Genomic DNA, 15,649 nt, shown 5'->3' with positions numbered 1-15,649 from the left:
GATATGATTTGGTAAAATCGCCTCGGAGGTATTGTTCCGATGAGGTGTCCGGCCGCCGCCCTTGCCGCCACTATTGGGGGAGCGGGGGAGGGCGGCGGTTCGATCTGCAGATGACCGGCAAGAGATAGGAAGCAACAATGACTGTCGACGACCAGCGAGCGGCCATAGCCTTTCTGAGCGATCCGAAATCCCACGGTCTCGACAGGCCGATAGAGGTGATCGAAACGCATATCTCGCGGATATTCCTGGCGGGCGAACGCGCCTACAAAATGAAGAAGGCGGTGAAGCTTCCTTATGTCGACTTCTCAACCGCACCTCTTCGTTTGAACGCATGCCGGAAGGAGCTGGAGTTAAACGGCGCAACCGCGCCCGGGATCTATATCGGCGTCAAGAGGCTGGTTAAAAACAAGAGCGGAGCCGTTTGCTTCGCTGAGGACGGCGAGTGCATCGACGCCGTCGTCGAGATGGTCCGTTTCGACCAGGATCTCCTGTTCGACAGGCTTGCGGCCGCGAACAAGCTTACAGATGAGTTGATGACGTCAACTGCTCGTATGATCGTCAGCTTCCATCAAGAAGCCGTCGTCGCCCAAGGCGTGGACGGCGCCCGCCAGATGGAAGCGGTCCTGGATATCAACGACGCGGGGTTCGCGACCAGCACTCTATTTGCCAAGCACGAGCTAGCCTCGTTCAGTCGGCTTTTTCGAGACACGCTTCAGCGACACGCGGAACGTTTGCGAGAGCGTAGCGCGGCGGGGAAGGTGAGACGGTGTCACGGCGATCTGCATCTGCGCAATATTTGCCTTCTCGATGGCCAGCCACGTCTATTTGACTGCATTGAGTTCAATGATGAGATCGCCACGGTCGATGTTCTCTATGACCTTGCCTTTCTCCTTATGGACCTCTGGTATGAAGGCCATCAGCACTACGCCAATCTCGTAGCGAACCGCTATTTCGACGATTCCGACAATGAGGAAGGGTTTGTCCTTATGCCCTTCTTGCTTGCCGTCCGCGCTGCCGTCAGGGCCCATGTGATCGCGACCCAAGCCGAAACGGCAACTGCCGACAAAGACGAATTACGTGCCGAAGCCCGGCGCTATTTCGAGCTGGCAAAAGGCCTGCTCGAAACAAGGGCTCCACGGCTGATCGCCCTTGGTGGATTGAGCGGGTCCGGCAAGACGACGGTTGCGGAAGCGCTTGCAGCCGACATTGGCGCGCCGCCAGGGGCACGGATTGTCGAAAGCGATCGTGTTCGCAAGGCCATGCACGGTGTACCTGCCGAAACGCGCCTTCCGAAGGCCGCTTATCGGCCGGAAATATCCACTAGGGTTTATGCGGAAATGGTCCTGCGCGCCGACATTATTCTTGCGGACGGCGGATGCGTCGTTGCCAACGCCGTTTTTGATGACCTTGACCACAGAAATGCTATCGAAACACCGGCACGTCACAGAAACATTCAATTCGATGGGCTTTGGCTCGACGCCGATCCCGCATTGCTTTGGCAGCGCGTGAGCGGTCGGCAAAGTAGCCCTTCTGATGCCAACGTCGAAGTCCTGGAGATGCAGCTTGCGCGACGCTCCTCCAACATGACCTGGCACAAAATCGACGCTCACCAGGACGTTAAGGTCATTTGCCGAGAGATTTTAGCAAGATCGGCTTCAAAATGACCTCCGGCGAGATCAAGGTATCCTCTTGAAGTCTATGGTCGTGAATCGCCATAATTGGAGAAGCTGGTGCGTAAGACTCAGCCTACGAACGGAAGTGGCAAAGATCTTTTTCTGAGGTAAAATATGTACAAGACGATCATCTGCGCGGTAGGCCTAGGGTCACGAGAAAGAGCGGAGCACCTGCTGCGCACGGCTCAGGCGCTACTCGACACCGACGGAAGCTTGCATGTCGTTCACGTCGTGGAGCGTTTTCCTTCCCTTGCGAAGCAAAACCCGGATGATTGGGCGATCTCGGTGATTGACGAAGCAGAAAAGAAGCTTTCGCTGCTCTGCAAGCAGCTTTCAATACCCGCACTCATCCATGTCCGCACCGGCCGTGCCGCCGATACGATCCTGGCAATTGCCACTGAAACCAAAGCGGATTTAATCGTCGTCGCTGCTCATGCGCCGGACGTCCTCGACCGCGTTTTCGGATCTACGGTCGACCACATCGTGCGCCATGCAAAATGCTGCGTGCACATTATTCGGACTTATTCCGAGGCGAAGCGATGAAGAGTGAAGGTGTCACCCGCGGTTTTAACAGGCAGCGGGACGTCACCGAAAACGATCTCGGCAGAAAACTGACCGACGTTGGTGCCGATCTCCCATCGCGCCTCGTGGTTCTCGATAGAGCATGGACGTGCAGGCGAATGCGGCAATGCGAACAAGCTTATGTCTGAGATTACCGACCCGTTAGGCAAAGACGACGTCAAACGGGGATCCGGTATCCATTCTCTGATCCTGCGAGCCCGGCCTACGCTGCTCCTTGTCCTTGCGGCCGCAGGACTTGCCGGCGGCGCATTGCTGCAGTGGTTAGCCATCCCCTCCTGGCCAGTTTTGATCCTGGTCAGCGCAACGGTCGCAGTTTTGTCCGCGCTTGTGCTCGAGATTCTTTTCAGTCTGCGCAAAGGAGAATTCGGCCTGGATATCATCGCGGCGCTCTCCATGGGTGCTGCACTCTGGTTCGGCGAATATCTGGCAAGCGCTATCATTGCCGTGATGTATGCTGGCGGACAATTTCTCGAAAGCTATGCCCAAAAGCGTGCGGAAAGTGGAATGACGGAGCTTCTGGCGCGAGCGCCGCGCTTGGCTCTGCGGGTCACTGACGCGGGTCTGTCGGATATTCCCATCACCCGTGTCGTTCCCGGTGATAAGCTTCTCGTTCGCAAAGGCGATGTGATCCCGGTCGACGGGCGTATCGAGGGTGGGCTCGCCGTCTTGAATGAGGCAGCCCTCACCGGCGAATCCTTGCCGGTGCGGCGGGATCCGGGCCAGATGATCATGAGCGGCGCGTCCAATGTCGGCGATGCCTTCGAAATGATCGCAGTCTGTTCGGCCGCAGAGAGCACCTATGCCGGCATTGTCCGCTTGATCGCGCAGGCGCGAAGCTCAAAGGCGCATATGTCGCGACTTGCCGATCGCTATGCGCTTGCCTTCCTTGCATTGACATTGACCATCGCGGGACTTGCCGCGTTCCTCTCTGCCGATCCCGCGCGGATTGTAGCAGTCCTGGTTGTCGCAACACCTTGTCCCCTTATTCTGGCTGTTCCCGTCGCACTCGTTGCAGGAATGTCGAAATCCGCGCGAATCGGTGTCCTGATCAAAGGCGCGAGCGTTCTGGAAGCATTGGCGGCAATCACAGTCGTCGTCTTCGACAAGACCGGTACTCTGACCACTGGCGAACCGACCGTCACACGGATTGAGACGGACCTAGATCCAGATGAGTTGCTGGCCCTTGCAGCATCCGTGGATCAGGCGTCGGCGCATACGATCGGTCGCACCATCGTCGAGGAGGCGAAGCGACGCGGCCTCGGGCTTTCGAAGCCGGCGACGGTCACGGAAGTGGCGGGAGAGGGCATTGAGGGATTTATTGGCGATCGCAAGGTGGCAGTCGGTGGTTGGAGTTTCATTGCCGCCAGGGTCAGGCTGATGGCGCAACCCCTGGGGGCAGACAGACGCTCAGCCACGATCTATGTGGCAGTCGACGGAAAGTGCGCCGGAATGATCCTCCTTGAGGATCCGGTGCGAACCGACGCCCCAACCGCTATTGCCAATCTTCGACGGTCGGGAGTCAAGCGCTTCACTCTCGCCACCGGCGACAGGGCGGAGGTCGCGAGCGCAATTGGCGATGCGCTTCGTCTCGATGCCGTGAGGGCGGAACTCACACCGACCGAAAAAGTCGAAACAGTTAAAATGGAAGCCAAATATGGACGTGTGATGATGATTGGTGACGGGGTCAACGATGGGCCTGCACTCGCTGCCGCCGATGTCGGCGTCGCGGTTGGCCAGCGCAATCTTGCAGCGGCAGCGGAGGCCGCGGACGTGGTCTTGTTGCGCGACGACCTTCGACATATCGCAACCTCGTTGGACATCGCGCGCCAATCTCGGAGGATCGCCCTCCAGAGCGTATATTCGGGAATCGGGCTTTCGGTCACAGCGATGATTGTCGCGAGTTTCGGATATCTGACACCCGTTCAAGGGGCGCTTCTGCAGGAAGTTATCGATATTGCGGTCATCCTTAACGCGCTGCGTGCACTTTAACCTAATGGGAAAGCAAAACCGGCACCTCAAGAGTCGTCAGCAGCGACCGGGTGACGCCTCCGAGGATGAATTCGCGCAGTCTGGAGTGCCCAAATGCTCCGGCCACAAGCAGGTCCGCGTAATTTTCCTTGGCAACGGATTGGATGACGTTGCCCGCCTGTTCCCCATGGGCTTTGACGGAGACAGCCTCGACATTCAGGCCGGCGTTGCGAAGTACGGTTGCAAGCCGATGGCGGGCGGTCTCATCGATCAGCTTATCATCGATGACGGAGATCAATACGACTCGCGACGCACCTTCCAAGAACAGCCGCGCACCCGTTAGCGCCCGCGAAAGGGCAGCGCTTCCATCCCAGGCGATCGCCGCCGTATCGATCCGGCCGCAGAAATTGTCCGGAGGAAAGAGGACAAGAGGACGGCCGCTTTCAAACAGAATGCTCTCGACAATTGGTCTCGCTGCCTCAGACGCTTCCATGAGCGAACAATCATAGGCGCGCGAAATCTCCGCCAATGTGCCCGCCACAATCTGCTCCTGCTCTTCGAGCGGCTGGATCAAGGCGCGTATTCCCGCCTTCTGTGCATAATCGCGAACCGTGTCGCTCAGCACCGTTCCACTGTCCCGGCTAAAACGCTCCACTTCGGAACGCATCTTCTCCACATCGATGACCGACGGGAATGATTGTCGACCGGAAGGTATTCTCACCTGCAAAACGCTTGCGGTGAGGTCGGCCTTTTGATGACGGGCAAGGTCGACGGCGTTCTGGACGACCGCAAACGAGCTGCTGTCCGGATAAGTGACCAATGGCAGATGGAATTGCGGTTTCATGTCGATCTCCTCTCACACGCTGCCATCAGGATTACGCGCTCTGTCCGCCTTCGCCTTGATGAAAGTCAAGACTATCAGCCTGTCGAGCGGCTATCTGCGTGGACCCAAGAGAATGGCCGGCATTCCCAATTATCAAAATGCTGCCGCAGCCGATTGCTGCCTCGCTGGTATTTGATGCGGGTCAATGAAATGCCGAGCAGCAAGGCTTTTAATCGAATTGCGTCTCACGAAGACGATTGCAAAAAAAGACCGAGTGGTCACTGTAACGAAGAGGAGAATGATATGGCCGATATGGCAAAGAAGCTCCCTGTGAGCACGGAGAACAAGCCTGCACCCGCGATGGCACGCTGGTCGCCATTCGACAGCCTCCGGTCGGAGATGGATCGTGTATTCAATGAATTCACGCCCAACTTTTTCGACCGCCCATTCGCCCGCTTCCCCACCGCCTTCACGCGCGGGATGCCGGCCGTCGACTTTGTCGAGTCCGGCAAATCCTATGAGCTTACGGCGGAGCTTCCGGGCATCGAGGCGAAGGATCTGGACGTGGCGCTCACAAATGGCATTCTGACGATCAAAGGCGAAAAGCAGGAAAGCAAGGAAGAAAAGGCGAAGGAATACTATCTTTCGGAACGCCGCTACGGCACGTTCCAGCGTAGCTTCCAGCTTCCGGATAGCATCGATACCGACCAGATCGACGCCTCTTTTGCGAACGGCGTTTTGAAGGTGGTTTTGCCAAAAAGACCTGGCGCACAAGAGAACGATCGGAAAATCGCGATCAAGACAGCCTGAGGGCTGAGTTGGGCGTTGTCGCGGCTCAGCTGTAAAATCGCCGGTGCCGCCGACGGACGAAGGGAAGGCTAGCCCTCCCTTCGCCGGTATCAATCGCCATGCGGTGGTTTCCAGCAATCGCGACGCCGCGAACCGACCAATAGCGCCGGGAACTGCCGCGGGTGTTCCGTTGTCAGCGCGCGAGAAACAGAGGTATCTCGGAATCTTCCAGCATGGATCGCGTCACGCCTCCAAAGAGACGCTGCTGCAGCCGCGGGTGATTATAGGCGCCCATGACAATCATGTCGGCGGAGATATCAAGCGCGTGCTGACGCAGGGCTTCGTCGACCCGCCGCCCACCGCTTGCGATCCGATCAACAACGACATTGACGCCGTGTCGGACAAGAAAGGTCGCTATATCTGCGCCGGGCTCTTCCCCGTTGACGGAGCTCGAGGCCAGCGGATCGACGAGCGTAACATGGACCAAGTCGGCGGCCCGCAAGAAGTCGATTGATTGACGGGAAGCGCGCGCTGCTTCATCACTGGAATCCCAGGCCAGCAAAATTGCTTTTGGCGCAGGCCCGATCACTTTGCTGCCCGGGTTGACAAGCATCGGTGTCGGCGATTGAAACAAGGCCCCGTCGACTACCCTTCGTCGGAGATCCTCGTTGCTCGCGGCTTGGGCGCCGATAAGGACGAGATCGGCGTAAAGTGCCCGCTCAGCAATATCCTGGTCTGCCCAGGCGGATTCGGTGTAAACTTCCTGCACGTCATAGGATGCTTGGCTGTTGCCGACCAACGCTCTAATATGGGAGGCCTTTTCGGTCAGGGCGTCGATTTCGCGTTGCCGATCTTCAAGCCAGACGGCGGAAAGGACGTTATAGGCGCCGAAGGGTGGGGCCGTGCACAATGAAACCACAAGCGTGGTTAGATGGGCGCCATGTGCCTGGCAAAAATCGACTGCGCTCTTCAGGTCATTGTCAAAACGATTGACGTCAAGGACATTCAGGACAGTTTTAATGGTCATGGCCAGTCGCCTTTCCTGTTTGAGATGAGCAAAGCGTAATCTTTATTGCCTCTCCAATTCCTTGATCTCGCTCAAAGTGCACGAGGGCGAGGGCGTATAAAGTCGATGGATATCCAAGGAGAGGCGATGACTGAACCAGTCTTATGCGCTGGATCATCGTTCTCGATTTAGAGGAACGGTTACAAAAGACTATCGATGGAAAGGGACGCGCCGCCATTTTACGGCGGGTGGAAAGAGCCCTCGATGACGAAGTCGTTGGAAACTAATTCCACGGGAGGAAAATCATGCTGATAACAGATCGGGAATGCCAAAGAGGCGGTGAACGATTTGCCATGCCGACCCTTGGCGAAATCGAGGGAAAACTCATTGTTTCGGAAGTCGTTGCCGCAAGTTGCTTGCGTCAACTCCTCGCCGGGCCAGAGGCTGAACCATTGTCCTCAATAAGGCGAAGGATCAAACAAGCACTTCAAAGTCGGTGCAAGAAAGCAAAACTTTGCGGCGACGACACCGATGCAGCCGTAGAATACGCTTTTCAATTGCTCGATGCGGCCGTGGAAGCTCTTGGCAAGGAGTCCGAACCGAGTTCCACTCGCGACGAGACGGTCCATCGGCTGAGCAATGCGGCAGTATCACCGCGCTGACGACGAACAGGCTCGTCATTCTGGTGGCGATATCGGAACCGGACCGATCGTTCTGGCCGTGACGCTTATGGCGTTAGCCGGCGGCAATTCATGTGAATGTCAGTTTAGATGAGCATCTTGCAACCCGGCAGAATTAAACCCTCGGGAGCGTTCGTTTTCATGACACAATCGATATCGTCGAACTACAGCCCCACGCAACGCCTCCTTCACTGGACTATTGCGTTGCTGATATTCTTTAACCTGCTGTTTCCCGATGACATGAACGCATGGCATCGCATCGTGCGGCAAGGCGGGACACCATCGGCGGATGACATCTCTGCCGCAAACATTCACGCTTATATTGGAATAGCTATATTGCTTCTCGCGATAGTGCGCCTGGGCGTACGTCTTGTGCAAGGGGTGCCAGATGAGACTGCAAACGAACCGGCGCTGTTCCGTGTCGCGGCCCGATCGGCGCATGTGGCTTTGTATCTGTTGATTTTTGCCATGCCTTTGACCGGCATCGCCGCCTACTACCTTGGTGTCGAGCTGCTGGGTTCGATTCATGCCGGCATATTGAAAGTCTTGCTGTGGGCCTTGGTTGTCGCTCACATCGCCGGTGCTCTGGCCCACCAATTCTATTGGAAAACGAACGTTCTTCGGCGAATGACGATCGGCTAGAGCGGGAAAGCGTTTTGCGGAATCGCTTTCCCGCTCTATCTCTTTGTTTTTACGCATTCCGGGCGGAAAACCGCTTCGCACTTTTCCCGGAATTGCTCCAGATGCAAAGGACAGGGCTTGGTCTTCAGTCCGCGCGAGTATCGGTGTCCTGTATGGTTGCAAGATAAAGCGCTTCCAGACGCTCCAGGAAGGGGAGTTGGCCGTCGATGATCTTCCGGCGGGCGTCGGAAAGGCCAAACCATTCGGCGCGGTCAACCTCGGGGAACGCCTGGAGGCGTCCGCTTCCAGGCGGCCATTCGATTTCGAAGAGATTGCTGCGCAGGGAGGACGTGTCGAATGCGCCTTCGAGGGCGAAGCCGGTCACGTGTTTTCCGCCCTTCTGACGCAGTTCGCCCAACTGCTGCAACGTGCCCTCGGGGATGTGGCCCATTTCCTCGGCGAATTCGCGCCGCGCGGCAGTCTCGGCCGGTTCGTCCTCCAGATATTCGCCTTTGGGGATGGACCATGCGCCTTCGTCACGGTTGCGCCAGAAGGGACCACCGGGATGAACGAGCAACACCAGGACATCGTTCTCCATCCTCCTGTACATCAGGATACCGGCGCTCTTTTTCATCGATGATCGCTCCTGCGGATGGAGGTGCCACTGTGCTTATGGAGGCTTGGCCGTCAGGCTGCCCAAACGGCGATTGAATGCGGGCTGAAAGCAGACAAGACGTCAAATGGGCTTTGACTCACGTCAATGACCCCTAGCCTGCGGCATCCTAACATTTTCCGAGCAACCGACACCACGAATGAGCGGCAATCACAGGAGAATCAACATGAAAGCTCTCGTTTACCTGGGTCCGGGGCAAAAAGTGCTCGAGGAGCGCCCAATGCCTGAGATCAGCGCAGCGACCGATGCCATCGTCAAAGTCACGCGCACGACCATCTGCGGCACGGACCTTCATATTCTCAAGGGCGACGTGCCCACTTGCACCCCAGGTCGAATTCTCGGGCATGAAGGCGTCGGCATCGTCGAGCAGACGGGCGATGCGGTCACGCAGTTCAAGAAGGGCGATCATGTGCTGATTTCCTGCATTTCCTCATGCGGCAAATGTGAATATTGCCGGAAAGGGATGTATTCCCATTGCACCACCGGCGGTTGGATTCTCGGCAACACGATCGATGGAACGCAGGCCGAATATGTTCGCATCCCTCATGCCGATACCAGCCTTTATCCTATTCCGCAGGACGCTGACGAGGAGGCGCTGGTGATGCTGAGCGACATCCTGCCGACAGGTTTCGAGTGCGGTGTTCTCAATGGCAAGGTTCAACCAGGTGGGACGGTCGCCATCGTCGGCGCCGGACCGGTGGGCTTGGCGGCGCTTCTCACGGCGCAATTCTATTCACCGGCAGAGATCATCATGATCGATCTGGATGACCACCGGCTTGAGGTCGCCAAACAATTCGGCGCCACCAAGACCGTCAATGGCAGTGGCGAAGCGGCCACGCAGCAGGTGATGGCGTTGACGGGAGGGCGCGGTGTCGACGTCGCAATTGAGGCCGTCGGCATTCCCGCGACTTTCCAGGTCTGCCAGGATATCGTCGCGCCGGGCGGGACGGTTGCCAATGTGGGCGTGCACGGTGCAAAGGTGGATCTGCATCTCGAGCGGCTCTGGTCCCATAACATCGCGATCACGACACGGTTGGTGGATACCGTGACGACGCCGATGCTTCTGAAGACGGTGCAATCGGGAAAGATCAACCCGAAACAACTCATCACTCACCGCTTTGGGCTGGATCAGATCCTGGAGGCCTATGAGACCTTCGGCAATGCCGCCGGCACGCAGGCGCTCAAGGTGATCATTGAAGCACACACATAAAACGAGATCCGGCGATTTGGCTAAAGGACTGGCCGAGGGATGTAAGCGCCCTCGGCTTTTTGCTGTCTCCGGCCACCGCACTCTCAATGGGCGGAAAATCTCCATTTCCATGGTGGTTGCTTTCTCCGCGGAGTGCCGGAACAGTCGAGATTGCTTGCGCGGTCGCTCGTCATTATTGTCACAAAATGGATATCATCGAAGCGTTTCAGCGTCTCAGCCTCGCTCTTGCCATCGGCATCCTGGTCGGGGTTGAGCGCGGCTGGCAGGAGCGCGAGACGGCGCCTGGTAAAAGAACTGCTGGTATTCGCACCTTCGGCCTGTCCGGCTTTCTCGGCGGCTTGGCGGGTTTCCTGCAAGTCAAGCTCGGACCGGTCCTGCCGACCGCCGTTTTTGTTGTGTTCGGCATCGCGTTTATCGTCTTCAGCAGATACGAGGCCGAGCGGGAGCAGGATTACAGCGTCACCAGCGTCATAGCGGCTCTTGCAGTCTTCGTCCTCGGCTTCGTTGCGACAGTTTCCGACATGACGGTCGCTGCTGCCGGCGGCGTCGCGGTGACCGCGCTTCTGGCTGCTCGTCACAGTCTGCACGGATTCCTGCGAAACCTGACCTGGCTGGAACTAAGGGCCGCGCTCGTGCTGCTTGCCATGACGCTCGTGGCGCTGCCGCTCCTTCCCGACAGGACAATCGATCCCTGGAATGCCATCAATCCGTTCCAGCTATGGCTGCTGACGATCATGATTGCCGCCATCTCCTATGTCGGCTACTTGGCGGTCCGCATCGCCGGACCAAAACAGGGGATCCTTTTTAGTGGCGCTGCAGGCGGGTTCATTTCATCGACCGCCGTCACCTTGTCCTTTGCGCGTCTATCGTCCGAAAGCGATCAGGCGACTCACAGCCTCGTTGCCGGCGCGTCGATCGCTGGAGCAATGTCCATTGGACGGGCACTGGTCATCAGCGGCATATTGGCGCCCTCGCTTGTTCCCAAGCTGGCTCCCGCGTTCGTTCCGGTTATTCTCGTCTTTCTTTCGGCGACTTTCGTGATGCTCAGGGGAGCGAAAGCCGACGACAAGGCAACGGATATCAACCCGGATAATCCGTTCGAATTGCGCACGGTTCTCCGCTTCGGAGCGTTTCTCGGCGTCATAAGTTTCATTTCGAAATTCGCAATCGACCAGATTGGGCTGTCGATGATCTTTGTCGTCGCGCTGCTTTCGGGACTTGCCGATCTTGATGCCATCACTCTGTCGACGGCGCGCATGGCGAGCTCGGTGCTGACGACGGAGGTTGCGACGATCGCGATCTCTCTGGCCGCGGCCGCCAATCTGACAATGAAGATGATGCTGGCCATCTTGTTCGGAAGTCGCGCCTACGCCGCAGCGCTGAGCGTAACAACGCTGACGGCGCTCGTCGTCGCTGCTGCTGCCTATTTCGGGTACAGCGCGTTGGCCTGACCGTCGGTCGAGGGTGGACTCGGCATTGCGATCTCCCGCGGAAACGGCCGATACCGAGCTCATTTGACGGAAATCAATGCAGCCTTACTTCCTCGGCTTAGACCTGGGTGTAGAATGTCCCGACATTTCTTGTCGCATTTACTCCAAAGAACCGAGATGCTCCGCATTTGGCAAACTCGGCTCTTGCTCTTGATATCCATGACGTAAGGAAGGATCGCCATGTTTCGCGAGCGTATAAGAAACAAGGATCTGCTCCAGCGCATTGTCAGTGCGGACGAGGCCGCCCTGCTGATCAAGGACGGAATGACCGTAGGCATGAGCGGCTTTACGCGAGCGGGCGAGGCAAAGGCCGTGCCCTTGGCACTTGCCAAGCGCGCCAAGGACGAGCCGCTAAAGATCACGCTGATGACCGGCGCATCACTGGGGAACAATCTCGACAAGGCCCTGGTCGAGGCGCATGTGCTCGCCCGTCGTTTACCCTTTCAGTCCGATCCGGTTCTGCGAGACGCGATCAATGCCGGCGAAGTCATGTTCATCGATCAGCATCTGTCCGAGACCGTGGAACTTCTTCGCGGCCGTCAGATTTCCCCGGTCGATATCGCCGTGATCGAAGCGACGGCCATTACCGAAGAAGGCGGGATCATTCCGACAACATCGGTCGGCAATTCGGCGAGCTTCGCGATTCTGGCCGAGAAGGTGATCGTCGAAATCAACATGTTGCAGCCACAGGAATTGGAAGGTCTGCACGATATTTATATCCCTACGCGCCGGCCAAGCCGCGAAGCAATTCCGGTCATGGCTCCCGACAGCCGCATCGGCGTCCCCTTCATTCCGGTTCACCCAGACAAGATCGCGGCAGTTGTCGTCACGCAAAGCAATGACAGTTCTTCGACCATTCAGCCGCCGGATACCGAAACGCAGGCGATCGCCGGGCATCTAACGGAGTTCCTGATGCATGAGGTCAAGCTCGGGCGCTTGAGCCAAAGCCTGCTACCGCTTCAGGCCGGCATCGGCACGATCGCAAATGCCGTACTCCACGGTTTCATCGATACGCCGTTTCACGATCTGACAATGTACTCTGAGGTTCTCCAGGATTCGACCTTCGATCTGATCGACGCCGGAAAGCTCACATTTGCATCCGGTTCCTCGATGACCCTTTCCGCTGACAAATACCGCAGGATCATTCCAGATATCGGGGCATATAAATCGCGGCTGATCCTGCGCCCTCAGGAGATCAGCAATCATCCGGAAGTCATTCGTCGCCTCGGGATCATCGGAATCAACACCGCGCTGGAGTTCGACATCTACGGCAACGTCAACTCGACCCATGTCGGTGGAACACACATGATGAACGGTATTGGCGGCTCCGGCGATTTTGCCCGCAACGCCTATATGTCCATCTTCGTTACGAAATCGACGGCAAAGAACGGGGCGATTTCAAGGGTCGTGCCCATGGTCAGCCATGTGGACCATACCGAACACGATGTCGATGTATTGGTGACGGAAATCGGCTTGGCTGACCTTCGTGGTCTCGCGCCGCGTGAACGCGCCACCACAATCATCGCCAATTGTGTGCATCCGGCCTACCGCGAAGCCTTGTCCGACTACCATAAAAGAGCCCTTGCGCGAGGTGGACAAACGCCTCACCTCATCGAGGAAGCGCTCAAATGGCACAGTTCATTGCGCGAGATGGGGCGGATGCTGGCTTAGAGCAATTCCAGGAACAGTGCGAAGCGGCTTTCCGTCCGGAATTGCGCAAAAACAAAGCGATAGAGCGGGAAAGCGATTCTGTGAAACGCTGAACCGCTCTGGTCGAGCGTATCCAGGATCTTTTGCCGAGCAACGGATTTGCAAGTGACGAATGGCAAAGCCCGGATGTTTCATGCAGCGCTGGTCCGAATTGAAAGGCGGTGACACGAAAGCTAATCGGTACCATCGCGGCCACCGATCGCGATGGCGCCGATCTTCGCGGAACTGTGAATCAGATCATATTTTACCTGGGTCACTTTCAGGTCACGATACCAGTTGATGAGGTCGCCCCAAGGGTCGTTTATTTTCGACAAGCCCGATACGAAGGCGACGACCGTTCCGATTTCGGTTTTCCCCGTCACCACATAGTAGCCACCCAAGGCGAAGATGCCGACATAGCCCATCTGCGTCATCAGGTTCATCATGAAATTCATCGTGAACTTGATTTTGTATATGCTCATGTTGATCCGGAAAACATCCTGGATGCGAGCCCCCTGCAAGCCTTCTGTGTCAACTGCGCGTCCCACCTCAACTATATCTTCGCTGATATTGCGCATAATGCCGATCCTTTTCTGGACGCGCCTATTGATGGCCGCCTGCATAAAGGGAACGAAGCCGCTCTGAGGAAGAAAGATCGTAGCGACGATAACGGTCATGAGTGGCTGCAGGTAGACGAGATAGCCGCAAACTGCCGCCAATATACCGATTTGCAGCAGTGGTTCCGATATGCTCGTCCCAACGAAGCCGCCTACTGGATCGGCTTCGGCCAGGACGATGGAGAGCTGCACTCCTTCGGTTGTAGATGCCTCGCTGTCCGTCGGTTGCGCGCCGGACGCCTCGAACACCTGTTGGCGCAGCCAGCGCACCGCGGCTTCGCCGATCCAACTGCGATAGATGTTGAGCACAAGCTTCAACAACCCCTCGGTGAGGGCCAATGCCATATATGCCAGGACTAGGAACGCGATCGTGCGATAGGAGCCTCGCTCGGTCGCCGCGTTCACAATCCGCCGCTGAATGTCCAGCGGGACCGTGCCGGCTAGGAAGAGCAATATCGACAAAACCGCGGCGCCCAGTTGGTGCCATCCCGAGGCGCGAAAGACGAAACAGTATAGTTTTTGCGGCAACATGCTTTCCTCGATCAGCGCGCGCTGCGGACCAGAATCTGGGGCGGGACTTTGAAGCGCGCCGATCGCTGGGCGCCGCTTACCATCCATTTTTTCGCCTGCACTATCTGGAGTTTACTCCTCCTCCTGCCCTTTTGCGCCTGGGCGGCTTTATCGAATTGTCGAGTTCTGAATTGTCGTCTGCCGTTGATCGTCGGCAAGCGGCTTGATCCATAGAATGCCGAAGACGCTTGCGATCATGAGGATCAACAGGATCAGCAGTAGTTTTTGCGCGAATACTCTCCCGAATAGCGGCGCGGCCATCGCTGCGGCCCGGCCAATTTTCCATGCTCGTGCAGTGAACGCATTGATGCGCGTCAAGCTCGCCGGCATTACGCAGGGAAGGAGAACATAAGGGGCGGGTAAAACCGGTTGGGTGAGACGGCAGAGCGATCGCCACCCACCATCTCACCCACCGGCCCTCCCTTAAGCGAACGGCGATCACTCCGGCTTGCCGGGTTCGGTCGGAGCCGGTATGGCGACGCCAAGATACGGGTCGATCCATGCGATCTGGTCGGAGACATATTTCACACCGGGCACGTTTTCCGCCGCGACTTTGGCGGCTAGGCGTTCGCGCTCGTCGAAGATGGTTCCAGACAGCTCCGCCACGCCATTGATGACTTTGACCTTGATGAAGCCGTTTCGGCTCCAGCTTTGCCGCGCCAGTTCCGCGACGATCGCGTCCTGGATTTCCTCATCCTTGGCGAGCGCCGTCTTGGTTGGCAGGAAAAGGGTCAAGGCCCGCAGCAGATCCGAGCGGCAGACGATTCCGACGACTTTGCCGTCTGACACCACCGGCAGGCGTTTGATCCCATATTCCTCCATCATGTCGACAGCATCCTCGACCGTGCTGCCAGGCGAAATTGTGCGGACCTCCAGCGTCATCACCTGATCAACGCTCCGGCCGTGCGAACGAACATATTCATCGGCGATCTTGCCGGGGCTGGTCAAAAACTCGAGAAGCCACGACCGCTTGCGTTCGGTGCTGAGTTCGCCGCGGCGAAGGAAGTCGCCTTCGCTGACAATGCCGACAAGCTTTCCGCCAGCATCGACGACGGGGAGACCGCTGATGCGATGATCGAGCATGATCTTCGCCGCCTCGGCGACGGGCGTTTTGGGGCCAACGGTGATAGCCGGTGCGGTCATGATCGCTTGAATGAGCATTGCTCGTCTCCTGGGTACTGATCTGGCGTGCGGTGTCTGAAAGGGCCGTGCGTCTTTTGATGAATGACGCTTACCAAGCCCGGCACTGTCGTGCTTT

14 protein-coding genes are annotated in these 15,649 nt (G+C 57.4%); 9 read left to right on the top strand and 5 right to left on the bottom strand.

Annotation, left to right across the window (positions count from 1 at the left end; all coding sequences use genetic code 11):
- Window positions 1-137: 137 nt before the first annotated feature.
- The 3 genes from PY649_RS05395 (at window position 138) to PY649_RS05385 (ending at window position 4,244) form a co-directional block, all read left to right on the top strand.
- Window positions 138-1,664 (top strand): bifunctional aminoglycoside phosphotransferase/ATP-binding protein, encoded by a 1,527-nt coding sequence (locus PY649_RS05395; protein WP_285867159.1) that lies wholly within the window; start codon window positions 138-140, stop codon window positions 1,662-1,664.
- 123 nt (window positions 1,665-1,787) lie between these two features.
- Window positions 1,788-2,216: a universal stress protein gene (locus PY649_RS05390; protein WP_285867158.1), complete on the top strand. Its 429-nt coding sequence runs from the start codon at window positions 1,788-1,790 to the stop codon at window positions 2,214-2,216.
- 159 nt (window positions 2,217-2,375) lie between these two features.
- Window positions 2,376-4,244, top strand: coding sequence for a heavy metal translocating P-type ATPase (locus PY649_RS05385; protein ID WP_285867157.1), 1,869 nt, complete (start codon window positions 2,376-2,378; stop codon window positions 4,242-4,244).
- A 1-nt stretch (window position 4,245) separates the two neighbouring features.
- Here PY649_RS05385 and PY649_RS05380 read toward each other — a convergent pair whose 3' ends face one another.
- Window positions 4,246-5,067, bottom strand: coding sequence for a universal stress protein (locus tag PY649_RS05380; protein ID WP_285867156.1), 822 nt, complete (start codon window positions 5,065-5,067; stop codon window positions 4,246-4,248).
- 282 nt (window positions 5,068-5,349) lie between these two features.
- On the opposite strand from PY649_RS05380, the gene PY649_RS05375 reads away from it, so the two are divergent.
- A complete protein-coding gene (locus PY649_RS05375) occupies window positions 5,350-5,856 on the top strand; it encodes an Hsp20/alpha crystallin family protein (RefSeq protein WP_285867201.1) in 507 nt (168 codons plus the stop codon).
- A 172-nt stretch (window positions 5,857-6,028) separates the two neighbouring features.
- Here the strand turns inward: PY649_RS05375 and PY649_RS05370 are convergent, their stop codons facing one another.
- Window positions 6,029-6,862 (bottom strand): universal stress protein, encoded by an 834-nt coding sequence (locus tag PY649_RS05370; RefSeq protein ID WP_285867155.1) that lies wholly within the window; start codon window positions 6,860-6,862, stop codon window positions 6,029-6,031.
- A 284-nt stretch (window positions 6,863-7,146) separates the two neighbouring features.
- On the opposite strand from PY649_RS05370, the gene PY649_RS05365 reads away from it, so the two are divergent.
- Window positions 7,147-7,503 carry a hypothetical protein gene (locus PY649_RS05365; RefSeq protein WP_285867154.1) on the top strand — a complete coding sequence of 119 codons (357 nt, stop codon included), beginning with the start codon at window positions 7,147-7,149 and terminating at the stop codon, window positions 7,501-7,503.
- Window positions 7,504-7,662: 159 nt separating this feature from the next.
- Window positions 7,663-8,163 carry a cytochrome b gene (locus PY649_RS05360; RefSeq protein WP_285867153.1) on the top strand — a complete coding sequence of 167 codons (501 nt, stop codon included), beginning with the start codon at window positions 7,663-7,665 and terminating at the stop codon, window positions 8,161-8,163.
- A 124-nt stretch (window positions 8,164-8,287) separates the two neighbouring features.
- Here PY649_RS05360 and PY649_RS05355 read toward each other — a convergent pair whose 3' ends face one another.
- Complete coding sequence (locus tag PY649_RS05355) at window positions 8,288-8,776, bottom strand: NUDIX hydrolase (protein WP_285867152.1); 489 nt, start codon at window positions 8,774-8,776, stop codon at window positions 8,288-8,290.
- 205 nt (window positions 8,777-8,981) lie between these two features.
- On the opposite strand from PY649_RS05355, the gene PY649_RS05350 reads away from it, so the two are divergent.
- From PY649_RS05350 to scpC, 3 genes are all read left to right on the top strand, one after another.
- The gene (locus PY649_RS05350; RefSeq protein WP_285867151.1) at window positions 8,982-10,025 is read left to right on the top strand and encodes a zinc-dependent alcohol dehydrogenase family protein; all 1,044 of its coding nucleotides are present in this window, start codon (window positions 8,982-8,984) and stop codon (window positions 10,023-10,025) included.
- Window positions 10,026-10,210: 185 nt separating this feature from the next.
- Window positions 10,211-11,476 carry an MgtC/SapB family protein gene (locus PY649_RS05345; protein WP_285867150.1) on the top strand — a complete coding sequence of 422 codons (1,266 nt, stop codon included), beginning with the start codon at window positions 10,211-10,213 and terminating at the stop codon, window positions 11,474-11,476.
- 219 nt (window positions 11,477-11,695) lie between these two features.
- Window positions 11,696-13,186, top strand: coding sequence for a succinyl-CoA:acetate CoA-transferase ScpC (gene scpC, locus PY649_RS05340; RefSeq protein ID WP_285867149.1), 1,491 nt, complete (start codon window positions 11,696-11,698; stop codon window positions 13,184-13,186).
- Window positions 13,187-13,398: 212 nt separating this feature from the next.
- Here scpC and PY649_RS05335 read toward each other — a convergent pair whose 3' ends face one another.
- Together PY649_RS05335 and PY649_RS05330 are read right to left on the bottom strand one after the other, a co-directional pair.
- Window positions 13,399-14,352: an ABC transporter transmembrane domain-containing protein gene (locus PY649_RS05335; RefSeq protein ID WP_285867148.1), complete on the bottom strand. Its 954-nt coding sequence runs from the start codon at window positions 14,350-14,352 to the stop codon at window positions 13,399-13,401.
- Between the two features lie 477 nt (window positions 14,353-14,829).
- Window positions 14,830-15,552 carry a CBS domain-containing protein gene (locus PY649_RS05330; RefSeq protein WP_285867147.1) on the bottom strand — a complete coding sequence of 241 codons (723 nt, stop codon included), beginning with the start codon at window positions 15,550-15,552 and terminating at the stop codon, window positions 14,830-14,832.
- Between the last annotated feature and the right edge of the window lie 97 nt (window positions 15,553-15,649).

The organism is Rhizobium mayense (genome assembly GCF_030272705.1).
Taxonomy (GTDB): domain Bacteria; phylum Pseudomonadota; class Alphaproteobacteria; order Rhizobiales; family Rhizobiaceae; genus Rhizobium; species Rhizobium mayense.
This window is presented reverse-complemented; position numbering and strand designations above follow the sequence as displayed.